The sequence below is a fragment of the Rhizobacter sp. Root1238 genome (genome assembly GCF_001425825.1).
GTDB lineage: Bacteria > Pseudomonadota > Gammaproteobacteria > Burkholderiales > Burkholderiaceae_C > Rhizobacter.
In genome coordinates this window covers 138,582-161,430 of record NZ_LMDM01000002.1, presented here as the reverse complement: position 1 = coordinate 161,430, position 22,849 = coordinate 138,582, and the positions used below count along the sequence as shown (strand labels likewise).

General features: G+C 65.5%; 33 protein-coding genes and 1 tRNA gene. 8 read left to right on the top strand and 26 right to left on the bottom strand.

All coding sequences use genetic code 11. The annotated features are described in order from the left end of the window. The 3 genes from ASC98_RS03360 to ASC98_RS29215 all read right to left on the bottom strand — a co-directional run bounded on the left by ASC98_RS03360 (position 1) and on the right by ASC98_RS29215 (position 2,057). The gene (locus ASC98_RS03360; RefSeq protein WP_056819605.1) at positions 1–483 is read right to left on the bottom strand and encodes an NlpC/P60 family protein; all 483 of its coding nucleotides are present in this window, start codon (positions 481–483) and stop codon (positions 1–3) included. An 18-nt stretch (positions 484–501) separates the two neighbouring features. Continuing rightward, on the bottom strand, positions 502–1,503 hold the full coding sequence (locus ASC98_RS03355; protein ID WP_082542193.1) for a DUF2163 domain-containing protein: 1,002 nt from the start codon (positions 1,501–1,503) through the stop codon (positions 502–504). A 275-nt stretch (positions 1,504–1,778) separates the two neighbouring features. Continuing rightward, a complete protein-coding gene (locus ASC98_RS29215; protein ID WP_082542194.1) occupies positions 1,779–2,057 on the bottom strand; it encodes a helix-turn-helix domain-containing protein in 279 nt (92 codons plus the stop codon). Between the two features lie 80 nt (positions 2,058–2,137). On the opposite strand from ASC98_RS29215, the gene ASC98_RS03350 reads away from it, so the two are divergent. Further along, positions 2,138–2,827, top strand: coding sequence for an XRE family transcriptional regulator (locus ASC98_RS03350; RefSeq protein WP_056819599.1), 690 nt, complete (start codon positions 2,138–2,140; stop codon positions 2,825–2,827). Between the two features lie 164 nt (positions 2,828–2,991). Here the strand turns inward: ASC98_RS03350 and ASC98_RS03345 are convergent, their stop codons facing one another. Further along, entirely contained in the window at positions 2,992–3,777 is a 786-nt protein-coding gene (locus ASC98_RS03345; protein ID WP_157598163.1) for a hypothetical protein, read from the bottom strand. A 368-nt stretch (positions 3,778–4,145) separates the two neighbouring features. Between ASC98_RS03345 and ASC98_RS03340 the strand changes: the two genes are divergently transcribed. The 5 genes from ASC98_RS03340 (at position 4,146) to ASC98_RS29210 (ending at position 7,314) form a co-directional block, all read left to right on the top strand. Beyond that, positions 4,146–4,346: a hypothetical protein gene (locus ASC98_RS03340; protein ID WP_157598165.1), complete on the top strand. Its 201-nt coding sequence runs from the start codon at positions 4,146–4,148 to the stop codon at positions 4,344–4,346. Further along, positions 4,343–4,624: a hypothetical protein gene (locus ASC98_RS03335; RefSeq protein ID WP_056819590.1), complete on the top strand. Its 282-nt coding sequence runs from the start codon at positions 4,343–4,345 to the stop codon at positions 4,622–4,624. The genes ASC98_RS03340 and ASC98_RS03335 overlap by 4 nt, the downstream gene beginning before the upstream one ends. After that, positions 4,624–4,857 carry a hypothetical protein gene (locus ASC98_RS30040; RefSeq protein WP_157598166.1) on the top strand — a complete coding sequence of 78 codons (234 nt, stop codon included), beginning with the start codon at positions 4,624–4,626 and terminating at the stop codon, positions 4,855–4,857. The genes ASC98_RS03335 and ASC98_RS30040 overlap by 1 nt, the downstream gene beginning before the upstream one ends. Before the next feature lie 84 nt (positions 4,858–4,941). Next, positions 4,942–5,541: a YfbR-like 5'-deoxynucleotidase gene (locus ASC98_RS03330; protein WP_056819587.1), complete on the top strand. Its 600-nt coding sequence runs from the start codon at positions 4,942–4,944 to the stop codon at positions 5,539–5,541. 156 nt (positions 5,542–5,697) lie between these two features. Further along, positions 5,698–7,314 carry a recombinase family protein gene (locus tag ASC98_RS29210; protein ID WP_235581158.1) on the top strand — a complete coding sequence of 539 codons (1,617 nt, stop codon included), beginning with the start codon at positions 5,698–5,700 and terminating at the stop codon, positions 7,312–7,314. Here the strand turns inward: ASC98_RS29210 and ASC98_RS03310 are convergent. The 22 genes from ASC98_RS03310 to rplN all read right to left on the bottom strand — a co-directional run bounded on the left by ASC98_RS03310 (position 7,271) and on the right by rplN (position 20,285). After that, a tRNA-Met gene (locus ASC98_RS03310) sits at positions 7,271–7,347 on the bottom strand. The two genes, ASC98_RS29210 and ASC98_RS03310, sit on opposite strands and share 44 nt — an antisense overlap. Positions 7,348–7,392: 45 nt before the next feature. Further along, positions 7,393–9,276, bottom strand: a complete 1,884-nt coding sequence (gene dsbD, locus ASC98_RS03305) for a protein-disulfide reductase DsbD (protein WP_056805310.1) — start codon at positions 9,274–9,276, stop codon at positions 7,393–7,395. Between the two features lie 39 nt (positions 9,277–9,315). Beyond that, on the bottom strand, positions 9,316–10,101 hold the full coding sequence (locus ASC98_RS03300) for an ABC transporter permease (protein WP_056805308.1): 786 nt from the start codon (positions 10,099–10,101) through the stop codon (positions 9,316–9,318). Between the two features lie 33 nt (positions 10,102–10,134). Further along, positions 10,135–11,052 carry an ATP-binding cassette domain-containing protein gene (locus ASC98_RS03295; RefSeq protein ID WP_056805306.1) on the bottom strand — a complete coding sequence of 306 codons (918 nt, stop codon included), beginning with the start codon at positions 11,050–11,052 and terminating at the stop codon, positions 10,135–10,137. 114 nt (positions 11,053–11,166) lie between these two features. After that, on the bottom strand, positions 11,167–11,556 hold the full coding sequence (gene rplQ / locus ASC98_RS03290) for a 50S ribosomal protein L17 (protein ID WP_056805302.1): 390 nt from the start codon (positions 11,554–11,556) through the stop codon (positions 11,167–11,169). A gap of 72 nt (positions 11,557–11,628) precedes the next feature. Then, positions 11,629–12,615: a DNA-directed RNA polymerase subunit alpha gene (rpoA, locus tag ASC98_RS03285; RefSeq protein ID WP_056805299.1), complete on the bottom strand. Its 987-nt coding sequence runs from the start codon at positions 12,613–12,615 to the stop codon at positions 11,629–11,631. Between the two features lie 166 nt (positions 12,616–12,781). Beyond that, the gene (gene rpsD / locus ASC98_RS03280; protein ID WP_056805461.1) at positions 12,782–13,405 is read right to left on the bottom strand and encodes a 30S ribosomal protein S4; all 624 of its coding nucleotides are present in this window, start codon (positions 13,403–13,405) and stop codon (positions 12,782–12,784) included. 162 nt (positions 13,406–13,567) lie between these two features. After that, positions 13,568–13,969, bottom strand: a complete 402-nt coding sequence (gene rpsK / locus ASC98_RS03275; RefSeq protein ID WP_025495798.1) for a 30S ribosomal protein S11 — start codon at positions 13,967–13,969, stop codon at positions 13,568–13,570. A 17-nt stretch (positions 13,970–13,986) separates the two neighbouring features. Beyond that, positions 13,987–14,352 carry a 30S ribosomal protein S13 gene (rpsM, locus tag ASC98_RS03270; RefSeq protein WP_056805297.1) on the bottom strand — a complete coding sequence of 122 codons (366 nt, stop codon included), beginning with the start codon at positions 14,350–14,352 and terminating at the stop codon, positions 13,987–13,989. 36 nt (positions 14,353–14,388) lie between these two features. After that, positions 14,389–14,502 carry a 50S ribosomal protein L36 gene (gene rpmJ, locus ASC98_RS29205; protein ID WP_011830995.1) on the bottom strand — a complete coding sequence of 38 codons (114 nt, stop codon included), beginning with the start codon at positions 14,500–14,502 and terminating at the stop codon, positions 14,389–14,391. Positions 14,503–14,561: 59 nt separating this feature from the next. Next, positions 14,562–14,780, bottom strand: coding sequence for a translation initiation factor IF-1 (gene infA, locus ASC98_RS03265; RefSeq protein ID WP_047489367.1), 219 nt, complete (start codon positions 14,778–14,780; stop codon positions 14,562–14,564). Between the two features lie 42 nt (positions 14,781–14,822). Beyond that, positions 14,823–16,133 carry a preprotein translocase subunit SecY gene (gene secY, locus ASC98_RS03260; RefSeq protein ID WP_056805293.1) on the bottom strand — a complete coding sequence of 437 codons (1,311 nt, stop codon included), beginning with the start codon at positions 16,131–16,133 and terminating at the stop codon, positions 14,823–14,825. Positions 16,134–16,177: 44 nt separating this feature from the next. Beyond that, the gene (gene rplO / locus ASC98_RS03255; RefSeq protein WP_056805290.1) at positions 16,178–16,609 is read right to left on the bottom strand and encodes a 50S ribosomal protein L15; all 432 of its coding nucleotides are present in this window, start codon (positions 16,607–16,609) and stop codon (positions 16,178–16,180) included. Between the two features lie 14 nt (positions 16,610–16,623). Next, positions 16,624–16,806 (bottom strand): 50S ribosomal protein L30, encoded by a 183-nt coding sequence (gene rpmD / locus ASC98_RS03250; protein WP_047507678.1) that lies wholly within the window; start codon positions 16,804–16,806, stop codon positions 16,624–16,626. 20 nt (positions 16,807–16,826) lie between these two features. Next, positions 16,827–17,345, bottom strand: coding sequence for a 30S ribosomal protein S5 (rpsE, locus tag ASC98_RS03245; protein WP_056805286.1), 519 nt, complete (start codon positions 17,343–17,345; stop codon positions 16,827–16,829). A gap of 14 nt (positions 17,346–17,359) precedes the next feature. Further along, entirely contained in the window at positions 17,360–17,725 is a 366-nt protein-coding gene (gene rplR, locus ASC98_RS03240; protein WP_056805284.1) for a 50S ribosomal protein L18, read from the bottom strand. A gap of 12 nt (positions 17,726–17,737) precedes the next feature. Further along, the gene (rplF, locus tag ASC98_RS03235; RefSeq protein WP_056805280.1) at positions 17,738–18,271 is read right to left on the bottom strand and encodes a 50S ribosomal protein L6; all 534 of its coding nucleotides are present in this window, start codon (positions 18,269–18,271) and stop codon (positions 17,738–17,740) included. Between the two features lie 15 nt (positions 18,272–18,286). After that, the gene (gene rpsH, locus ASC98_RS03230; RefSeq protein WP_056805276.1) at positions 18,287–18,682 is read right to left on the bottom strand and encodes a 30S ribosomal protein S8; all 396 of its coding nucleotides are present in this window, start codon (positions 18,680–18,682) and stop codon (positions 18,287–18,289) included. Positions 18,683–18,709: 27 nt separating this feature from the next. Next, positions 18,710–19,015, bottom strand: a complete 306-nt coding sequence (gene rpsN, locus ASC98_RS03225; RefSeq protein ID WP_056805274.1) for a 30S ribosomal protein S14 — start codon at positions 19,013–19,015, stop codon at positions 18,710–18,712. Positions 19,016–19,023: 8 nt separating this feature from the next. Beyond that, on the bottom strand, positions 19,024–19,563 hold the full coding sequence (rplE, locus tag ASC98_RS03220; RefSeq protein ID WP_047507690.1) for a 50S ribosomal protein L5: 540 nt from the start codon (positions 19,561–19,563) through the stop codon (positions 19,024–19,026). A gap of 10 nt (positions 19,564–19,573) precedes the next feature. After that, positions 19,574–19,891 carry a 50S ribosomal protein L24 gene (rplX, locus tag ASC98_RS03215; RefSeq protein WP_056805269.1) on the bottom strand — a complete coding sequence of 106 codons (318 nt, stop codon included), beginning with the start codon at positions 19,889–19,891 and terminating at the stop codon, positions 19,574–19,576. A gap of 25 nt (positions 19,892–19,916) precedes the next feature. Next, the gene (rplN, locus tag ASC98_RS03210) at positions 19,917–20,285 is read right to left on the bottom strand and encodes a 50S ribosomal protein L14 (protein WP_011831006.1); all 369 of its coding nucleotides are present in this window, start codon (positions 20,283–20,285) and stop codon (positions 19,917–19,919) included. Between the two features lie 311 nt (positions 20,286–20,596). Between rplN and yajC the strand changes: the two genes are divergently transcribed. After that, on the top strand, positions 20,597–20,929 hold the full coding sequence (gene yajC, locus ASC98_RS03205) for a preprotein translocase subunit YajC (RefSeq protein WP_056805266.1): 333 nt from the start codon (positions 20,597–20,599) through the stop codon (positions 20,927–20,929). 10 nt (positions 20,930–20,939) lie between these two features. Beyond that, on the top strand, positions 20,940–22,841 hold the full coding sequence (secD, locus tag ASC98_RS03200) for a protein translocase subunit SecD (RefSeq protein WP_056805261.1): 1,902 nt from the start codon (positions 20,940–20,942) through the stop codon (positions 22,839–22,841). The last annotated feature ends 8 nt before the right edge of the window (positions 22,842–22,849 follow it).

The window sequence follows — 22,849 nt, the reverse complement described above, 5'->3', positions numbered from 1 at the left end:
TCAGGCCTCCGCGGTGGTTTGTGCAGACGCCTGGACGGCATCTCGCGCCGCCGGCCACAGCGTCCAGAACTGCACCGGTCGGCCGGCGAGCGGCGCTTCGTCGAGCCGCGTCAGGATCACCGCCTGGTGGACGTAGGCGTGCAGCACGGTGCGACTGTCGACCAGCACGCCGCCATGGCTGAACGTGCGGCCGAAGCGGAACAGCGCCACGTCACCGGCCGACGGCGCCTCGGTGCGCGTGGCGCCGACCCGCTGCAGCCACTCGATGTACAGCTCCTCGCCGCGGTGCAGGTGCCACGCGATGCTGTAGGTGCCCGGGTCGATCGGCGCCGTCACACCGGCCGCCTCGTAGATCGCGCACAGGCTTTGCCCGCAGTCGACGCCGACGCCCTTCAGGCGGCCGTGGTGGTGGTACGGCGTGCCGAGCCAGGTTCGGGCCTCGGTGATTACGGCTTCGCGTTGTTCGGTTTCGATGGTCGTCATGGAGCTCACATCACCGTTTCACATCACCGTTTCAGCGGCCGGCACGTACGGCTTGCCGCGGAAGCGGATCACGTTGTTGAACTTCTTCGAGCAGGTTGGTTGGGTCTTGTCGCAACCGGGATAGGCGACGAAGCCGTCGCCAGGCGCAACCGGGAACGGGAACGGCTGCAGCACGGCAATCTCATTGACCGTGCCGCCTGCACCGCCGACCGTGTGCCGCTTCACTGTCCGCGAGACCCCTGCGTTCGCCCCGGTCAGGAAGCGCACGACGCCGAGATCGAAGTGGCCGGCGGCCTGCGTGAGGCCATGCCCGAAGCGCGTGCGCGTCGCATCGCTCGCAGTGTTGGCGACGCTGTTCACGCTCTTCGCATCACGGTTCACGCCGCAGCCTGCGTCGTACAGCGTGTTCGAGCAGCCCGGCTGGTACACCTCGGCCGGCACCATCACGTCGAGCTGCTCGGTATCGCTCTTGATGCCCAGCAGCTGCTGCGTGCGGTCGCCCTTCGTCGTCGCGACACGGCCGGTGAACGACACCAGCGTGCCAGCGATCGGCGGGTTCAGGCTCGCCATGTCCGCCGCCCGCAGGAAGGCGCGCTGCAGCTCCAGCCTTGCGTGCTCGAAGCCACCGCGGGCGATGTAGGCGAGCAGCGGCGTGCCGTTGAGCTGCATCGCACGCTCTTCGGCATCGAGGTCCGCCGGCAGATCGAAGACGGTCACATCCAGGGTGTCGACCTCGATCCCCACGCATTGGCGCGTCCGGCCGCGGCGCAGGCCCGGCCCGAGCGCCCAGGTCGTGCCATTGATGGCGATGGCTTGGTCGCCGCCGGTCCAGCGCAGCACCTGGCCGCCCGGCAGCGTAAAGGTGTAGAGGTCGATGCAGCCCAACTCGGGCTCGGTGTTCAGCAGCTCGGGCAATGCGCCAGGCGTGCGTTCCCACGAGGCTGCTCTCATTGGTAGCCTTTCATTGGTGCCGCCTGCCGGTTTCCAGATACTGCGCACCAGTGAGCGCAGCTTGGGCATGGAACCCGATCGCGCTGTGGCGCAGCGACGATCGGAGGCAGAGGCATGGGAGAAGAATTTCGATGGGGGAGCGTGTTCGCGCAGGCGAGCGTCGAGTTCGTCGACATCCCCTCGCCTATCGGGCCGCTGGGGGCGTTGGAGGTGACGCTGCGGGCGCCAGGAGCACAGGCCCCTGCCACGTTGTGCCTCGGCGTACCGGCGGCACGGCAACTGTGGGAAGCGCTCGACGTAGCGTTGAGCGTCCGAGCGGCGGCATCGGCACAAGGACGCGCGGGTCAAACTGCATCGTGACCTCCGCTGCCTGGGCACACTGCGGCGCTTGACTTGCAGGCGCCGTCATTGCGCAGTACGTGCCACTCAACGTCGGGCCGCAGTTCCTCGCAGCGCACCGCGCCTCGGGTAGCCCCTTCGATTCGAGGGCAATGTTCGGCGGGGACGCGACGCCCGATTTCGGTCCATTGGCTTACGGCCGCCTTCGTCACACCCAGCAGGTGTGCCAGCGACGCTTTGCTGCCAACGATGGAGGCGGCTTTCGCAAGGGGATGGGTGTGCATGCGGTGAGTGTAGATTTTCTACACAAGAGAGTCAACACTTTCTATCCCAACAAGTAAAGAACCTCTATACCATTTCGCCAATGGATCTACCGGCCTGGGTGCGAACCGCACGGAACAACAAGAAGCTCACGCAGGAGGAGCTTGGTGATGTCCTTGGGGTGACCAAGAGCAACATCTCCGCGTGGGAGAACGGCCGGCACGAACCCAGCTATACCCAGCTGCGACAAATCGCCGCGCTCAGCGGCATGGCGCTACCCAACGACGATTGGCAAGCGCGCTCGAACGACAGCAGTACGTTGAACGAACGCCAGGACGGGCTGGATTCAGCTCCGATTCCTCTCGACGACAACCCTGATTACCCTTCGATCCCTCGCGTGAAGTTCAAGCTGTCGGCCGGCGTGTCCGGCTTTGGTGTGGAGTACCTTCAAGAAGACGCAGACCCCATCGTTTTCCGCCGCGAGTGGTTTCGCTCGCGGAACCTCAATCCGAAGAACTGCTACGCGATCGTGGTGACAGGTCCGAGCATGGAGCCCGGCATGTGGGACGGCGACACAGTGGTCATCACGACGGACCGTACAACGCCCAGGGATGGGCTTGTGTATGCCGTCAACTACGAGGGCGAACTCGTTGTGAAGCGACTCATTCGCGACGAAGGCTCTTGGTGGTTGCATAGCGACAACACCGACCAGAATCGGCACCCTCGCAAGCGCTGCCACGACGGCGTGCTCATCATTGGCGAAGTGGTGCACAAGCAGAGCGAGCACATCTAGGCACCCAGGTACTCGGTGCGGCACTACTTTTTGTAGGTGTCGCGATCCTTCTTTGCGCCTGCGAGAACTTGCTCAGGAAGGGCCCCCGCGAGGTTGCAAGAACCGGGGCCAAGCCGCGATGATTCCCGAAGTGAGGCGCATCGGCATCGGCTGAGCCAGATGCCCTACGCAGGCCTTCCAAGGACCGCCCCCAGCAGGCTCTGCAACACGCCCGAAGCTCCGCCATACATCGAAGACACCGCCGACGCGAACACCGACGGTGTCATCTTGTGGGAAGCCATCTGGGCCCACGCGTGCGCCGATGCGCCGTTGGCATCCGTGTAGGCCGCCTGTGCCAGCATGCCCAGGGGATGTCCACCGCCCAGGCCGTTCTCGTTCATCCTGGCCACCAGCGCCTCGCCGGCATCGCGCCAGCGCGTCAGCGCCGGGTTCATCGTTGCGCCATTGCGGCTCAGCTCCTGCGGCGAAACGCCGCCGAGCTGCTTCTCGACCGCCTCGGCCTGCGCCTGCAGCGCCTTCATGCCGCTGAGCAGCGCGGCGAAAGGCGGCGGTTTCTGTGCGCATAAACCGGCAAGCCGGTTCATCTCGGCCGTGTTGCCCTCCAGCGCCGGTTTCACGCTCGCCAACTTCACCGATCCAGCGAGCAGGCCGGCCGGCTTCTCCAGGTAGCCCATCTGGATCGCATTCCTGCGCATCATCGGCACGCCAAGTTCCGGCACACCCGCAAAGTTGCTCGCGACGCAGTCCTTCATGAAGGTATCGACCTCGGGCGACACCCTCGACTGCAGTTCAGCAGCCTGGGCCTTGGCCTCTTGCGCGGCCGCCGGATTCACGCCGGCCGCGACTTGCGGGGCCGGCCTGGCTGGCGCCGCCACATGTTCCCCGATCGACACCCTTCCCGGCCGCGAGCCCGCTAGGGCGCTCACGTTGCCCACCGAAGCACGCCGCATGGGAGGCGGGCCGTTCGGGTTCTCCGGAGGCACTCGCGGGCCCGAAGCATCGGTCCTCGTCGTGGATGGCAGCGAGTTGGAGCGACCGAGCCCACCGATTCGCGAAGGACTGCGGTTGTTGATGGATGGTGTCATGGCGGCATGGATGCGGGATCGACAGCCGATCTTCGCAACCGCCGCTCACCGGTGCGGCGCGGCTTTGCGAAGCCGGCTGTCGCCATCCGAAGCATCTGCGTCACGCGCTACGCCTCGAAGCGCCCAATCTCCTCTGATCCTTTCCTGACGATTCAGTAAACATTTTCTTGACTTTCATCGGGTAGATTTTCTACACTCCATCGGTATCGAAATTCATGACTTGGAGAGTCACCGTGCAGATGCCGTCGACCCGAAGCTATCGCTGTCACTACCACCCGAAGGACCGCGACGGCTACCCGACGCCATGCGATTCCGGCGTCCTGCCGTTCGTGCAGATCCGCGCCCGCGACGCCGAGAGCGCTCAGCGAATTGCCCATCAGATCACCGGCTGCTCGATCAGCAGTGTCGAGCGCCTCGAGGCGGCCGCGGCATGAGCGCATACAGCACGCGCGCTCATCCCCCGCGCCGCGCGCCGACCGTTGGCGCACGTGTCGCGGGCCACCGGTTCAACAACGAAGACCGCTACGAGCGCATCTACTTCGGCGCCACGAGCGATTTCGGCGAGCTGAACGGCAGCATCTGGTATCGCCTCCGCGATGCGACCTATGGCAGCCGGGCAAACGCGTGGCGCATCTCGATGGAGGTGTGCGGGCGCCGCATTCACTTCGAGTCGGTGATCGACGACTTCGGCAACCTGGTGGCGGTGTCGTGATGAACACCGCCCTCAACCTCAACGTCCCGCCGCTCCCACGTTGGGATGCGACGAGCTACCGCGCCTGCGAACTTTGCGACCACGGTCGAGCGGACGATGATGCCGGCCTGCACTGTCATTGCTCTTCCGCCGTCTCTCCGCTGCGCTGGCAATCGGTGACGCTCGTACGCGCACCGCACGGGCGCTGCGGCCCTGAGGCACAGCACATGAGCCTCGGCGGCATCCCGCTCTAGCCGCGTCCCTCCCCTTCCAATCCCCGTACCGTCCGCCGGCGATCTCGCAGGCGGAGAGCTTCAACACGCCCTGACAGGACACGCATGACCTGGATCACCACCGCCACCGGCGCCGAGGTTTCGCTGCAGCACCCGCAGCCCGGTGCGATCACACTGCGCACGATCGCGCACCACCTCAGCCTCATCAACCGCTTCACAGGCGCCACCTGCAGGCCCTACAGCGTCGCCGAGCACTCACTGCTGGTCTGCGAGATCGCTGAGCGCGAGTTCCAGCTCGACGCGCACGGTCTGCTCGCCGCGCTGCTGCACGACGCTCACGAGGCATTCACGAACGACATCAGCACTCCCGCGAAAGAAGAACTCGGTGCACCCTGGGCCGCCTTCGAGCATCGCTTCGAGCGCCTGGTGCGCAACGCCTTCGCCATCAACGTTGCATCGGCTGCGCATGCGCGCGACCTGAAGCAGGCCGACCTGATCGCCCTCGCGACCGAGCGTGCCCAGCTACTGCCGAACGGCGGCACACCGTGGGCATCGCTGGCAGGCGTGCGCCCGGCGCCGTGGGTTGACCTGATGTGCACCTCCCGCTGCACGACGAACTGGTGGGGCTGGCGCGGCGCCTTCATCGATCGCGCCGACGCGCTCGACTTCCAACGCCAGCAGCGCGCCCAGCTGCTCGGCCGCTGATGCTCAACGCGGAGGCGACCATGCAGACGACGCCTAGCATTGGGCCGACGCGCGCCCCGGACACCCGCGCGCGAGCGCGCCGACAGCTCATCCACCTGCTGGCTGAGCGGCTCGTGCGGGACGCATTGACCGACTCGACGACTGAGAACCCTACCGATGACTTTGAAGGCATGCCTGTACGCGCGGTACAGCACGGACAAGCAGTCCGAGAACAGCATCGACGACCAGCTGCGCGCGGCGCGTGAGCGTGTCGCGCGCGAAGGATGGACGATCACCGCGATCCACGCGGACGAAGGCATCAGCGGCAGCACGCCCGTCGCGCTGCGACCAGGCGGCAAGGCGCTGCTCGCCGATGCGCTCGCGAAGCGCTTTGACGTGCTGGTGTTGGAGGGCCTCGATCGGCTGAGTCGCGAGATCAGCGAGGCCGAGGGCATCGTGAAGCGCCTCGAGCATCGCGGCCTTCGGATCATCGGCACCGCCGACGGCTACGACACGCTGGCGCGTGGCCGCAAGGTGATGCGCATCGCACGCGGCCTGGTCAACGAGCTGTACCTCGACGACCTGCGCGAGAAGACGCACCGCGGCCTGGCCGGCCAATTCGACCGCGGCCTGAGCGCGGGCGGCCGGACCTACGGATACGGGAGCGTCGAGGCACCAGGCGGCCGCCGCATGGCGATCAACGAGGCCGAGGCGACCACGGTGCGCTGGATCTTCGAGCGCTTCGCCGACGGCTACAGCACGCGCACCATCGCGCACGAGCTGAACGCGCGGGGGACGCCGAGCGCGCGCGGCGGCACCTGGGCCATCAGCGCGCTGCACGGCAGCAGCGGCAAGGGCCTCGGCATGTTGAACAACGAGCTGTACATCGGCCGCGTGGTGTGGAACCGCCGTCAATGGCTGAAGGATCCCGACACAGGCCGCAGGCGCTACATCGAGCGGCCGCGCGAGGAGTGGCAGACACGCGATGCGCCCGAGCTGCGGATCGTCACCGATGAGCTGTGGCAGCGCGTCCAGACGCGCGCACGCAGCGGGCCGGCGCGCGGCACACGCACGGGCAAGGGTGCCGTGCCGAAGACGCTCTTCGGCGGGCTGCTCACCTGCCACGCATGCGGCGGCGCGATCGTTGCCGTCAACAGCCAGCGCTACGGCTGCAACAACCACCGCGACCGCGGCAACACCGTCTGCAGCAGTTCGCTGACGATCTCGCGCGCGCGGCTCGACAAGCGCCTGGTCGATGAGCTGCGCGACGAGCTGCTCGACAGCGCCGCGCTCGCCGAACTGCAGTCATCGGTGCAGGCCTTGTTGCAGCAGCGCAGTCGCGACAGCTCGCGCGAGAACGCCGGTGCCCTCGCCCGCCTGAACGCGCTCGAGCAGGAGATTGGCAACCTGGTCAACGCATTGGCGACCGTCGGCATCAGCCCCGCCATCGCAGCCAGGCTGAAGTCCGCAGAGGCCGAACGCGCCCAGCTCGCGAGCGTGGTGCAGGCATCTGCACTGCCCGATCCGAAGCTGGTGGTCGACGACGTGACCGCGCGATATCGCCGCATGGTCTCGCAGCTGCAGGAAGTCCTGCGCGACGAATCCGACCGGACACGGACGCGACAAATCCTGACCGACATGTTGGGCCAGGTGACAATTGGAAGAGATTTGGAGACCGGCGAGACCTTCGCCGAACTTGAGGATCCCGCCGAGCGGCTGCTGGTTGCAGCTGTCGGCGAGTCTCTGAGATTGGTTGCGGGGGCTGGATTTGAACCAACGACCTTTGGGTTATGAGCCCAACGAGCTACCAGACTGCTCCACCCCGCGACTGAGCCTGTGACTATAGCACAAGAGATGTGCGCATTGCGAGGTTTACAGGCCGGCCCGCTGCAATGTCACGAGAAACTCTTCTGCCTTCTGGAAGCCGATCACGCGAGTGCCGTGCAGCTCGCGCCCATCAGCGCCGAAGAAGATCGTGCCGGGCGGGCCGAACAGGCCGAAGCGCTTCAGCAGTGCGCGATCGTCGTCGTTGTTCTTCGTCACGTCGGCCTTCAGCAGCAACGCGTTCGACAGCTTCGCCTGCACCGCCGGATCGGTGAACGTGAACCGCTCCATCTCCTTGCACGACACGCACCAGTCGGCATAGAAATCGAGCATCACCGGCCGGCCCGCGCTGCGCAGCGCCGCATCGAGTTCGACGACGCTGCGCACCGCGCCGAACACCGGTCCGTGCGACGTGGCGACCATGCCGCCGCCACGCAGGTGCCCGAGCGGCTGCAGCGGGTCCGTGCCACCCGAGGCCGCGCCGACCAGCTGCAAGGTGCCCAGCAACGCCAGCACCGCCGCGCCCGATTTGCGCAGCAGCATGCCGGGTGCCGTCGGGGCCGCGTGTGCACCGCCCGCCAGCGCCACCACCGCGGCGCCGATCAGCAACGCACCCCACGACGCGAGTGCCAGCGTCGACGGCAGCACCGGCTGCACCGTGTACAGCGCCACCGCCAGCAGCATCAGCCCGAACAGGCGCTTCACGCCATCCATCCACGCGCCGGCCCGCGGCAGCAGCGTGCCGGCCGACGCTCCCACCAGCAGCAGCGGGATGCTCATGCCGGCCGCCAGCGAGAACAGCGCGGTGCCGCCCAGCAGCACATCCCGCGTCTGGCTCAGGTACACCAGCGCACCGGCCAGCGGCGCCGCGACGCAGGGGCTGACGATCAATGCCGACACGCCGCCCATCGCGAACACGCTGAGCAGGCGCCCGGCCGGCAACTGCTGCGATGCCTCGGTGAGGCGGCCGGTCAACGCCGCCGGCAACTGCAGTTCGTAGACACCGAACATCGACACCGCAAGCGCCACCAACCCGAGCGCGAACACGCCGAGCACCCACGGGTTCTGCAGCGCCGCGGCAAGCCCGACACCGGCGAGCCCCGCCGCCACGCCGAACGCGGTGTAGACCAGCGCCATGCCGAGCGAATAGCTCGCCGCCAGTGCCAGGCCTCTCGAGCGCGTCACGCTGTGCCCCTGCCCGACGATGATCGACGACAGGATCGGCAGCATCGGCAGCACGCACGGCGTCAGCGACAACAGCACGCCCGCCACGAAGAAAACGCCGACGATGGTCCAGAACCGACCGCCGCGCAAGGCGGCATCGATGCCGGCGCTGTCGGTGCCGGTCGATGCGGCCGATGCCGTCGGCGCAGTGTCCGTCGACGCGCCCGTCGATGCCACAGCGGCTGTCGCCGTGCTGGTGGACGACAGCGCGCCGCCACCGCTGGCCGCCACCAGGCGGACCGAGCCATCGCCGCCGAACCCGCTCAACCCGACCTCCGCACGCGACTCGCGCGGCGGGTAGCACAGCCCCTTGTCGGCGCAGCCCTGGCTCGTCACCGCCAGCATGAAGCGCGGCGACGCCTGCTGCACCGGCACGACGATGCGGATCACGTCGCGGTAGGTCTCGACGTTCTTCTGGAAGGTCTCGTCGAACTTCACCTTGCCGGCCGGGATCACCGGCTCGCCGAGCGTCGCGCCTTCGGCCGCGAACCTGAACTGCTCGCGATAGAGGTAGTAGCCCGGCGCGATCGCGAAGCTGACCTCGACGCGCTTCGCATCGAGCGCCTTGGCATCGAAGCGGAACGCCACCTCCGGATCGAGAAAGTCGTCCGCGGCGCGAGCCGGGCCGGACACCGCCCAGAGCGCTGCGGCCACCATCAGCGCGGCCGCGAGTCGTTGCCAGGAGGTGAAGAGGTTCAGTGCGGGCATGGGGTGGGGAGTCGAAGGCGCGCGACAGGTTCCGTGCCGCTACTTGAAGAATCGGCGCCGGGTGAGAACCAGTGCCAGGTAATAGCCGCCGAGTGCATAGGCGGCCAGCACCAGCACCGGCCCCCACACCTGCTGCGGCCATTGCCCGAGAACCAGCGGCCGCACCAGGTCGACCGCCGCGGTCAACGGCAGCACGTGCGCGATCACCTGCAGCCAGCCGGGCATCTGCTCGATCGGGAAGTACACGCCCGACAGGAAGGTCATCGGCGTCATCACCAGCGTGAAGTAATAGGTGAAGAAGTCGTAGCCCTGGGCCAGCGCGTTGAACACCAGTGCGATCGACGCGAAGGTCACGCCGACGAAGCACAGCAGCGGCAGCGCCAGCAGCATCGTCGGCGCCCGGCTGATGCCCAGCACGAAGATCACCGCCATGATCGCCGCCACCGTGAACACCGACTTCATCGCGGCCCACAGCATCTCGGCGAACACGATGTCGTCGAGCGCGATCGGCGCGTTCATGATGCTGTCCCAGGTGCGCTGCACCTGCATGCGCGAGTACGCCGAGTACAGCGCCTCGAAGGTCGCGGCCAGCGCGCCGCTGACCGCAATGCTGCCCGACGCGAGGTACTGGATGTACGGCAAGCCCTGCACCTGGCCGATCATCGAGCCGAGCCCGTAGCCGAAGGCCACCAGCGTGATCAGCGGCTCGGCGATGTTGCCCAGCACGCTCGGCACCGCCAGCTTGCGCCACACCAGCAGGTTGCGCAGCACCACCGGCCAGAAGCGGGCGGTGATGCGCGGGGCAGCGTAGAACGAGATCAGCATGTCAGGGCTCCGTTGCGGCAGGGTCGGCCGTCGCTATTCATCGCGGATTTGCCGGCCGGTGAGCTTCAGGAACAGGTCCTCGAGGTTCGCCGGCCGGTGCAGCGTGCGGATGTCGTGGTGCTGCGCCAGCGCCTGCAGCAGCGGCTGCGGCTGGCTCAGGTAGAAGAACACCGTCTCGCCGCTCGTCTCGACCCGCTCGGCCAGCGCTGCATGCTGCTGCGCCGTCGCGAGCGCGCCATCGCCGAAGACCTCGACGACATCGCTCTCCAGGTGCTCGCCGATCAATCCGCGCGGCGTGCCTTCGGCGATCTTCCGGCCGTGGTCGAGCACCAGCAGCCGGTCGCACAGCCGCTCGGCCTCGTCCATGAAGTGCGTCGTCAGCAGGATGGCCTTGCCCTGCTGCAGCAGGTTCTGCAGCCGCTCCCACATCAGGTGCCGCGCCTGCGGATCGAGTCCGGTGGTCGGCTCGTCGAGCAGCAGCAGGTCGGGGTCGTTGATCAGCGCGCGGCCGAGGCTCAGGCGCCGCCGCATGCCGCCGGACAGCTCGCCGGGCTTCGCATCGGCCTTGGCCTGCAAGGCCGAGAACTCCAGCAGCTTCGGGATGCGCGCTTCGATGGTCGCCTTCGGCAGCCCGAAGTAGCGGCCGTACACCCGCAGGTTCTCGGCACAGCTGAAGTCGGGGTCGAGGCTGTCGAACTGCGTGACGACGCCGATGCGCTTCTTCGCTTCGCGCACCGCCTGCGGGATCGGCAGACCGAAGGCCTCGACCTCGCCGGCATCGGGCCCCACCAGGCCCAGGCACATGCGGATCGTGGTGGTCTTGCCGGCGCCGTTGGGACCGATCACGCCGAGGCATTCGCCCGGGCGGATCTCCAGCGACAGGTCATCGACGACCTGGTTGTCGCCGAACTTCTTGAACAGGTGGGAGATGCGGAATATCGGCTCGGGCATGGACCGCAGTGTGCCAAAGCCCCGCCATTCGCGGGCGGGCGCCGACTGGTGGCCCCAATGAAAAAGGGCCGGCGATTCGCATCGCCAGCCCTTCTCGATTCAACGCGCGGGAGCTCAGGCTTCGGCGGTCGTCTCTTCAGCCACGTCCGGGCGGTCGACCAGCTCGACGAAGGCCATCGGTGCGTTGTCGCCGATGCGGAAGCCCATCTTCAGGATGCGGGTGTAGCCGCCCGGACGCGCCTTGTAGCGCGGGCCCAGTTCATTGAAGAGCTTCGTGACGATGTCGCGGTCGCGCGTGCGGTCGAAGGCGAGGCGGCGGTTCGCCAGCGTCGGCTCCTTGGCCAGCGTGATCAGCGGCTCGACGACGCGGCGCAGTTCCTTGGCCTTGGGGACCGTGGTCTTGATCGCTTCGTGTTGCAGCAGCGAGTTGCACATGTTGCGCAGCATCGCGGCGCGGTGCTCCGAAGTGCGGTTGAGTTTGCGTAGGCCGTTGCGGTGGCGCATGGTGCTTTCCTTTGTTGACTGACTTATAAAACCCCAGCCGTATCAGGTACTGGGGGTGCACGATCAAACGCCTCAGCGCTTGTCGAGGCCCTGCGGGGGCCAGTTCTCGAGGCGCGCACCCAGCGTGAGACCACGCGAGGCGAGCACTTCCTTGATTTCGTTCAGCGACTTGCGACCCAGGTTCGGGGTCTTCAGCAGCTCGGTCTCGGTGCGCTGGATCAGGTCGCCGATGTAGTAGATGTTTTCGGCCTTCAGGCAGTTGGCCGAACGCACCGTCAGCTCGAGCTCGTCGACCGGGCGCAGCAGGATCGGATCGAATTGCGTGCTGCGCTGGGCCGGCTGGTCGAACGCGGCGATCTCGCTGCCTTCCAGCTGCGCGAACACCGCCAGCTGCTCCACCAGGATCTTCGCCGACGCGCGGATCGCTTCTTCGGGCGTGATCGCGCCGTTGGTGATGATCTCCATCACCAGCTTGTCGAGGTCGGTGCGCTGCTCGACGCGGGCGCTCTCGACCGTGTAGCTGACGCGGGCGACCGGCGAGAACGAAGCGTCAAGCACGATGCGGCCGATCGACTTGGTCGGCTCGTCGCCGTAGCGGCGCAGCGTGCCCGGCACGTAGCCACGGCCCTTCTCGACCTTGATCTGCATGTCCAGCTTGCCGCCTTGCGACAGGTGGGCGATGACGTGATCCGGGTTGATGATTTCCACGTCGTGCGGCGTCTGGATGTCGCCGGCGGTGACGGGGCCTTCACCTTCCTTGCGCAGCACCAGCGTCACTTCGTCGCGGTTGTGCAGGCGGAACACGACGCCCTTCAGGTTCAGCATGATGTGAACCACGTCTTCCTGGACGCCGTCGACCGTCGAGTACTCGTGGAGCACGCCGGCGATCGTCACTTCGGTCGGCGCATACCCCACCATCGACGACAGCAGCACGCGACGCAGCGCATTGCCCAGCGTGTGGCCGTAGCCGCGCTCGAACGGTTCCAGCGTGACCTTGGCGCGGTTGCCGCCCAGCGGCTCCACATTGATGGCTTTGGGTTTGAGCAGATTTGTTTGCATGAGGTCTTTCTTTCAATACCCTCGGTTCGTTACACCGATAAGGCTGAGGGACCAACGGCCACGGCGGGTGCCACGGCCGCACCAGGGAAATCGAGGGACGCGCGAAACGCGGACGGGCCACCCCGCGCCGCCTGCACAGGCGGCGTCGGCGTGGCCAGGACGGGCATCAACGCGAATACAACTCAACGATCAGCGCTTCCTTGATGTCCGCGCCGAATTCGTCGCGGTCCGGCGCCTTCTTGAACACGCCTTCCAGCTTGCTGGCATCGACCTGCACCCAGTTCGGCATGCCTTGCGATTCGGCCAGCTTGACCGAGTCGGTGATGCGCAGCTGCTTCTTCGACTTCTCGCGCACGGCCACCGTGTCGCCGGCCTTGACCAGGTACGACGCGATGTTGACCGTGGCGCCGTTCACCGTGATCGCCTTGTGCGACACCAGCTGGCGCGCTTCGGCGCGGGTCGAGCCGAAGCCCATGCGGTAGACGACGTTGTCCAGGCGCGATTCCAGCAGCAGCAGCAGGTTGGCACCGGTGTTGCCCTTGCGGCGCTCGGCTTCGGCGAAGTAGCGGCGGAACTGGCGTTCCAGCACGCCGTACATGCGCTTGACCTTCTGCTTCTCGCGCAGTTGCAGGCCGAAGTCGGAAGTGCGCGAGCCGGAGGTGCGGCCATGCTGGCCAGGCTTGCTGTCGAACTTGACCTTGTCACCGATGGCGCGGCGGGCGCTCTTCAGGAACAGGTCGGTGCCTTCACGGCGGGAAAGTTTGCCCTTCGGGCCAAGATAACGTGCCACGTTGCTTCCTTTGGTCAATCTGACATGGGCTTCTCGGGAAGCTCATGCGAGTCCGGCGAGTGTTGTTCTGGGCGCTCGGACGGTGGGCTTCAGGCCTGGCGGCCTAACGAATGCGCCGGCGCGGTGCTGGGCACCCGCCGGCGACGAGAAAAACTTCAACGATCAGATGCGACGACGCTTCTGCGGACGGCAGCCGTTGTGCGGCACCGGCGTCACGTCGGAAATCGAGTTGATGCGGATGCCCAGCGAAGCCAGGGCGCGCACCGACGATTCACGACCGGGGCCCGGGCCCTTGATCCGCACGTCGAGGTTCTTGATGCCCTGTTCCTGGGCAGCACGACCGGCGACTTCAGCTGCCACCTGGGCTGCGAAGGGGGTCGACTTGCGCGAGCCCTTGAAGCCTTGGCCGCCGCTCGAAGCCCAGGACAGCGCGCCGCCCTGACGATCGGTGATCGTGATGATCGTGTTGTTGAACGATGCGTGAACGTGGGCAATCCCGTCCGCAACATTCTTGCGGACCTTCTTGCGCACGCGCTGGGCAGCGGTATTCGGTGCTTTAGCCATATCGACCTTCTCTCAAATCACTTCTTGACCAGGGCGCCGGACTTGCGCGGGCCCTTGCGAGTGCGCGCATTCGTCTTGGTGCGCTGGCCGCGAACCGGCAGGCCACGGCGATGACGGAAGCCACGGTAGCAGCCGAGGTCCATCAGTCGCTTGATGTTGATGGACATCTCGCGGCGCAGGTCGCCTTCGATCGTCATGCGGCCGATTTCTTCCCGGATCTTCTCCAGGTCGGTGTCGGTCAGGTCCTTGATCTTGCGATCGAACGGAACATTGCAGACGGCGCAGATCTTCTGCGCGGTGCTGCGACCGATGCCGTAAATCGCCGTCAGGCCGATCTCCGCGTGTTTTTGCGGCGGAATGTTGATACCAGCAATACGTGCCATGTGCTTCCTCTATTCGCTTGTCGTCGAAGGCCAGGTTCAGCCTTGGCGCTGCTTGTGGCGCGGATCAGTGCAGATCACGCGCACAACGCCCTTGCGACGGATGACCTTGCAATTCCGGCACATCTTCTTGACCGATGCTGCAACTTTCATACTTTCTCCTAGGCCCTTTCAGAGCGCTTCCTGATTCAAACTCGTCGTGTTCCGAACTATCACTTGGCCCGGAACACGATGCGGGCCCGCGTCAAATCGTAGGGCGTCAACTCGACTGTCACCTTGTCGCCGGGCAGGATGCGGATGTAGTGCATCCGCATTTTTCCGGAGATGTGGCCCAGCACGATGTGCCCGTTTTCCAACTTCACACGAAACGTGGCATTCGGCAGATTCTCCAGAATCTCGCCTTGCATCTGAATGACGTCGTCTTTCGCCATGCGTGCCTGTTTCGTGTCTGTCTTCGTCGATCACCAGCCTCGTCAGCTGGCCTTGAAATTCGCCTTCTTGAGCAGCGACTCGTACTGCTGGCTCATCACATAAGACTGCACCTGCGCCCAGAAGTCCATCGTGACAACCACGATGATCAGCAGCGAGGTTCCACCGAAGTAGAACGGAACGTTGTACTTCAGCACCAGGAATTCGGGGAGCAGGCAGACCAGCGTGATGTAGATCGCACCGGCCAGCGTCAGGCGGGACAGGATGCGGTCGATGTGCTTGGCCGTCTGGTCGCCCGGACGGATGCCCGGAATGAACGCGCCGCTCTTCTTCAGGTTGTCTGCCGTCTCGCGGCTGTTGAACACCAGCGCCGTGTAGAAGAAGCAGAAGAACACGATCGCCGCGGCATACAGCATCACGTAGATCGGCTGGCCCGGGGACAGCAGGCCGGCCAGGTCCTTCAGCCAGCGCAGGCTTTCGCCCGTTGCGAACCAGCTCACCACGGTGGCCGGCAGCAGGATGATCGACGACGCGAAGATCGGCGGGATCACGCCCGACATGTTCAGCTTCAGCGGCAGGTGCGACGACTGGCCGCCGTAGACCTTGTTGCCGACCTGGCGCTTCGCATAGTTCACGAGGATCTTGCGCTGGCCCCGCTCGACGAACACGACAGCGTAGGTCACCGCGGCGATCACGACCAGGATGAACAGCATCACCGGAACACCCATCGCACCGGTGCGCACCAGCTCGAGCAGGCCACCGATCGCATTCGGCAGACCCGCCGCGATGCCGCCGAAGATCAGGATCGAGATGCCGTTGCCCAGACCGCGCTCGGTGATCTGCTCACCCAGCCACATCAGGAACATCGTGCCGGCCACCAGGCTCACGACCGCCGTCATGCGGAAGCCGAAGCCAGGCGACACCACCAGACCGGGCGAGCCTTCCAGTGCGAGCGCGATGCTCAGCGACTGGAAAATCGCGAGGCCCAGCGTGCCATAGCGGGTGTACTGCGTGATCTTGCGACGGCCCGACTCGCCTTCCTTCTTCAGCGCTTCCAGGCTCGGCACCACGTAGGTCATCAGTTGCATGATGATCGACGCCGAGATGTACGGCATGATGCCGAGCGCGAAGACGGTGAAGCGCGACAGCGCACCGCCCGAGAACATGTTGAACAGGCTCAGGATCCCGCCCTGCTGGCCCTTGAACAGCGCCTGCAATTGGTTCGGATCGATGCCCGGCACCGGGATGTGCGCGCCGATGCGGTACACGACGAGCGCCAACACCAGGAAGACGAGCCGACGACGGAGGTCGCCGAACTTGCCGCTCTTGGCCAGCTGATTCGCGTTGGTTGCCACTGAAGCGCGTCCCGAGTGAGTGGGTGGAGTCTGTTCGAAAAGGCTTACGCCACCGAGCCGCCAGCGGCTTCGATCACGGCCTTCGCACCGGCAGTCGCGCCAATCCCCTTGAGCACGACCTTCTTGGTCAGCTCGCCGGTCTTGATGACCTTGACCACCTTGGCCAGCTGGCCGACGAGGCCAGCCTGCTTCAGCGTCAGCATGTCGACTTCGCCGACGGCCAGCACTTCGAGGTCAGCCAGCGTGATCTCGGCGTTGTACTTCAGCTGCGCCGACTTGAAGCCGCGCTTCGGCAGGCGACGTTGCAGCGGCATCTGGCCGCCTTCGAAGCCGACCTTGTGGTAGCCGCCCGAACGCGACTTCTGGCCCTTGTGGCCGCGACCGGCCGTCTTGCCCAGGCCGGAGCCGATGCCACGGCCGACACGGCGCTTGGCATGCTTGGCACCCGTGGCGGGCTTGATGTTGTTCAGTTCCATGATGGTTCCTCGGCTCAGAGCACTTTGACCAGGTACTGGACCTTGGTGATCATGCCGCGCACTGCCGGCGTGTCTTCCAGCGTCGATTCGCTGTTCAGCTTGCGCAGGCCCAGGCCGCGCACGGTCGCGCGGTGCGACTCGCGCGTGCCGGCGATGCTGCGGACCAGCTTGATCTTGACGGTTTTCTTGTCAGCCATGATGTTTCTCCGCGTGCCGTTCAGCCGAGGATCTGCTCGACGGACAGGCCACGCTTGGCGGCGATCTCAGCCGGCGTGCTGACATGCTTCAGGGCATTCAGCGTGGCGCGAACGAGGTTGTACGGGTTGGTCGAACCGAGGCTCTTGCAGACGATGTCGGTCACGCCCATCACTTCGAACACCGCGCGCATCGGGCCGCCGGCGATGATGCCGTCACCCGGCTTCGCCGGCGCCATCAGGACGCGCGAAGCACCGTGCTCGCCGATCACCTTGTGGTGGATCGAGCCGTTCTTCAGCGAGACCTTGACCATGTTGCGGCGGGCGGATTCCATCGCCTTCTGCACGGCGACCGGAACTTCCTTCGCCTTGCCCTTGCCCATGCCGATGCGGCCATCGCCATCACCGACCACGGTCAGTGCCGCGAAGCTCAGCGTGCGACCACCCTTGACGACCTTGGTGACGCGGTTGACCGCGATCATCTTTTCCTTCAGGCCGTCGTCGTTGCCTTCAGTTTGCGCGCGGGGTTGAAACTTTGCCATTTTCGAATTCCTCGTCAGAACTGCAGGCCGGCTTCACGAGCCGCGTCTGCCAGCGCCTTGATGCGGCCGTGGTATGCAAAACCGGCGCGGTCGAACGCCACCTTCTCGACACCGGCGGCCTTCGCCTTCTCGGCGATGCGCTTGCCGATGACGGTGGCCGCGGCCACGTTGCCACCCTTGCCGGCAGCGCCCAGTTCCTTGCGGACGTCGGCTTCGGCGGTCGAGGCACTGGCCAGCACCTTCTGGCCGTCGTCGGAGATGACGCTGGCGTAGATGTGCAGGTTGGTGCGGAAGACCGTCAGGCGCGCCACGCGCTGCACCGCAATGCGTGCACGGGTCTGGCGGGAGCGACGAATGCGCTGATCTTTTTTGTTCAACATGTCGTTCGCTCCTTACTTCTTCTTGGTCTCTTTGAGGGTGACCTTTTCGTCGGCATACCGGATGCCCTTGCCCTTGTAGGGCTCGGGCGGCCGGATCGCGCGCACTTCGGCGGCGATCTGTCCGACGACCTGGCGGTCGGATCCCTTGATCAAGATCTCGGTCTGCGTCGGGCAGGTGACCGTGATGCCGGCCGGCATGTCCTTGGCGACCGGATGCGAGAAACCGATCTGCAGGTTCAGCTTGGCACCGGCGGCCTGGGCACGGAAGCCCACGCCCACCAGCGTCAGCTTCTTCTCGAAGCCCTTGCTGACGCCGTTGACCATGTTGGCCACCAGCGCGCGCATCGTGCCCGACATCGCATCGGCTTCGACGCTGTCGTTGGCCGGCGTGAACATCAGCTTGCCGCCTTCGTTCTTGACAGCCACCAGCCCGTTCACCGGACGCACCAGCGTGCCGAGCGAACCCTTGACGCTGATCTTCTCAGCGGTGATCGACACATCCACGCCTTGCGGGACGGCGATCGGCATTTTTCCTACGCGGGACATTCGCTTCTCCGTTCCTTAGGCGACGTAGCAAAGCACTTCGCCGCCGATACCGGCCTGGCGAGCCTTGCGATCCGTCATCACGCCCTTCGGCGTGGTCACGATGGCGACACCGAGGCCGTTCATCACGCTCGGAATGTCGTGGCGGCCCTTGTAGATCCGAAGACCTGGGCGGCTGACGCGCTCGATGTGCTCGATCACCGGGCGGCCGGCGTAGTACTTCAGCGTGATCTCGAGCTGCAGCTTGGACTTGTCGCCCACCACTGCAAAGCTCTCGATGTAGCCCTCGTCCTTCAGGACTTGCGTGATCGCCACTTTCAGCTTCGACGCCGGCATCGTCACGGAGGTCTTCTGGACCATCTGTGCGTTGCGGATGCGCGTCAGCAGATCGGCGATAGGATCACTCATGCTCATTCGAATATCTCCTGATCGTCCTGCCGATTACCAGCTGGCCTTGACGACACCGGGGATGTCGCCCTTGAACGCGAGTTCGCGGATCTTGTTGCGGCCCAGGCCGAACTTGCGGAAGGTGCCACGCGGGCGGCCGGTCAGCTCGCAACGGTTGCGCTGACGGGTCGGGTACGCGTTGCGCGGCAGCTTCTGCAGCTCCAGGCGCGCGACGTAACGCTCTTCGTCGGACTTCTTCGCGTCGTTCGCCGTGGCCTTCAGCTCGGCGTACTTCTTGGCGAACTTGGCGACCAGTTGCTCGCGCTTGATTTCGCGCTGGATGAGGGATGTCTTAGCCACAGGCCACCTCAGTTCTTGAACGGGAATTTGAACGAAGCGAGGAGCGCCTTGGCTTCATCGTCGCTCTTGGCAGTCGTCGTGATGCTGATGTTCAGACCACGCAACGCATCGACCTTGTCGTACTCGATCTCGGGGAAGATGATCTGTTCCTTGACGCCGATGTTGTAGTTGCCACGGCCATCGAACGAACGACCCGAGATGCCGCGGAAGTCACGGACGCGCGGCAGCGCGATCGTCACGAAGCGGTCCAGGAATTCATACATCTGGACGCCGCGCAGCGTGACCATGCAGCCGATCGGCACGCCGTCACGGATCTTGAAGCCGGCAATTGCCTTCTTCGACTTGGTGACCACGGGCTTCTGGCCGGCGATCTTGGTCAGGTCGCTGACGGCGTGTTCCATGACCTTCTTGTCCGACACCGCCTCGCTCACGCCCATGTTGAGCGTGATCTTCGTGATGCGGGGAACCTGCATCGTCGAGACATAGCCGAACTTCGTCACGAGGTCGGGAACGACCTTCTCGCGGTAAAACTGTTGCAAACGAGCCATGGCTAACCTCTTATGCCTTGATTTCTTCGCCGCTGGACTTGAACACGCGGACCTTCTTGCCGTCAGACAGCAACTTGATGCCCACGCGATCACCCTTGCCGGTCGCCGCATTGAAGATGGCGATGTTCGACTGATGGATCGGCATGACCTTGTCGACGATGCCGCCGGTGGCGCCCTTCATCGGGTTCGGCTTGACATGCTTCTTGACGACGTTCACGCCGTCGACCGTCAGGTGGTCAGCATCGATGCGCGCGACAACCTTGCCGCGCTTGCCCTTGTCGCGACCGGTCAACACGATGACCTCGTCGCCTGTACGAATCTTGTTCATGGCTCGTCCTTTGACTTGTCTCAGCTCAGAGCACTTCAGGTGCGAGCGAAACGATCTTCATGAAGCGCTCGGTACGCAGTTCACGCGTGACCGGGCCGAAGATGCGGGTGCCGATGGGCTCGAGCTTGGCGTTCAGCAGCACGGCGGCATTGCCGTCGAACTTGACCAGCGAGCCGTCCTGGCGGCGAACGCCCTTGGCGGTGCGAACGACGACGGCGCTGTAGACCTCGCCCTTCTTCACGCGACCACGCGGCGCAGCCTCCTTGATGCTGACCTTGATCACGTCACCGATGCCGGCGTAACGACGCTTCGAGCCGCCGAGCACCTTGATGCACATGACGGATTTCGCGCCAGTGTTGTCCGCGACATCAAGCCGCGATTGCATTTGAATCATGTTCAGTCCCCAACTTGTACTGCGCAAGCGCAGTCAGTCTTGGGCCCGTGGTTTGGGCGGAGCCGCTGCCCGTCTGGTATCTCGGCATCTTTCGATCCGGCGCATCAAGTTTTGATGCTGAACCGAACGGGCGTTTCGGCGAAGCTGCGGATTATGAAGGAGTTCCAGAGGCCGTGTCAACACGGGCCGCCAAAAGAAACCGGGTGCAGCGCCAGAACTTTGCCTGCGCGGCAGAACCTACAATCGCGGACTTTTCATTTTTTCTGCCCCGCGCCGTCCGGCGCGCCGGGGCGCCCACTGAGGATTCTCACGTGTTCATTTCCGAAGCTTTTGCCCAGGCCGCTCCCGCTGCAGGCGCCCAGTCGCCGTTTGGCGGCGGCATCACCGGCATGCTGCCGTTCGTGCTGCTGTTCGTGGTGATGTACTTCGTGATGATCCGCCCGCAGATGAAGCGGCAGAAGGAGCACAAGGCGATGATCGAGGCCGTCGTCAAGGGCGACGAGGTCGTGATCGCCGGCGGGCTGCTCGGCAAGGTCGCCAAGCTGGGCGAGACCTTCATCCACGTCGAGATCGCCAACGGCGTCGAGGTGCAGGTGCAGCGCAGTTCCATCGTGCAGGTGCTGCCCAAGGGCACCGTCAAGTAAGCCGCGTGCCATGAATCGCTATCCGTGGTGGAAATACGCGATCCTCGCGATCGCCCTGGTGGTCGGCCTGCTGTACACGCTGCCCAATGTGTTCGGTGAAGCGCCGGCGGTGCAGATCAGCAGCGGCAAGCCGACGCTGAAGCTCGATTCCTCGATGACGCAGCGCGTGTCGCAGGTGCTGGCCACCGCCGGCATCCAGCCCGACTTCGTCGAGTTCGACGGCAGCTCGGTGCGCGCACGCTTCAGCGACCTCGACACCCAGGCCAAGGCCAAGGATGCGATCAACCGCGCGCTGAACCCGAACGAGAACGACCCGAGCTACATCGTCGCGCTGAACCTGCTGTCGCGCTCGCCGCACTGGCTGAGCGCGATCCATGCACTGCCGATGTACCTCGGCCTGGACCTGCGCGGCGGCGTCCACTTCCTGATGCAGGTCGACATGAAGTCGGCGCTGACCAAGAAGGCCGAGGCGCTGACCGGCGACATCCGCACGCTGCTGCGCGACAAGAACCTGCGCCACGCCGGCATCTCGCGCGACGGCAACACCGTCGACGTGCGCTTTCGCGACCGGGAGACGGTGAACGCAGCGCGCGCGCTGCTGACCGACCAGCTGCCGGACCTGCAGTGGACCGAGACGCCCGACGGCACCGAGACCCGCCTGTCCGGCGCACTGAAGCCCGAGGCCGCCCGCCGCGTGCAGGACGCCGCGATCAAGCAGAACATCACGACGCTGCACAACCGCGTCAACGAGCTGGGCGTCGCCGAACCGGTGATCCAGCAGCAGGGCATCGACCGCGTCGTCGTCGAGCTGCCGGGCGTGCAGGACACGGCGCGCGCCAAGCAGACGCTCGGCCGCACCGCGACGCTCGAACTGCGCATGGTCGACGACAGCGCCGAAGCGAGCGCCGCGGCCAATGGCAGCGGGCCGGTGCCGTTCGGCACCGAGCGCTTCGTCGAACGCGGCGGCCGCTCGATCATCGTCAAGCGCAACGTCGTGCTGACCGGCGACAGCCTCACCGACGCACAGCCCGGCTTCGACAGCCAGACCCAGCAGCCGAAGGTCGACCTGACCGTCGATGCGAAGGGCGCGCGCATCATGCGCGACACCTCGCGCGACAACATCGGCAAGCGCATGGCGATCATCCTGTTCGAGAAGGGCAAGGGCGAGGTCGTGACCGCGCCGGTGATCCAGGGCGAACTCGGCAACCGCTTCCAGATCTCCGGCTCGATGACGCCGTCCGAGGCCACCGACACCGCGCTGCTGCTGCGCGCCGGCTCGCTGGCCGCGCCGATGGACATCATCGAGGAGAGCACGATCGGCCCGACGCTCGGCGCCGACAACATCGCGAAGGGCTTCCACAGCGTGATGGGCGGTTTCGCGGCGATCGCGCTGTTCATGTGCTGCTACTACATGCTGTTCGGCGTGTTCTCGACGTTGGCGCTCGCGTTCAACCTGCTGCTGCTGGTGGCGGTGCTGTCGATGCTGCAGGCCACGCTGACGCTGCCGGGCGTTGCCGCCATCGCGCTGACGCTGGGCATGGCGATCGACGCCAACGTGCTGATCAACGAGCGGGTGCGCGAGGAGCTGCGCAACGGCGCGGCACCGCAGACGGCGATCAACGCCGGCTACGAGCGGGCGTTCGCGACCATCCTCGACTCGAACGTCACGACGCTGATCGCCGGCGTCGCGCTGCTGGCCTTCGGCTCCGGCCCGATCAAGGGCTTCGCGGTCGTGCACTGCCTGGGCATCCTGACCTCGATGTTCTCGGCGGTGATGTTCTCGCGCGGTCTCGTGAACCTCTGGTACGGCGGCAAGAAGAAGCTCAAGGGCGTGTCGATCGGCCAGGTCTGGCGTCCGCAGGGTGCGCCCGGCGCACCGGCCACGCCGGGCGACCAGCCGTCGCAAGGCTGATCCACGCA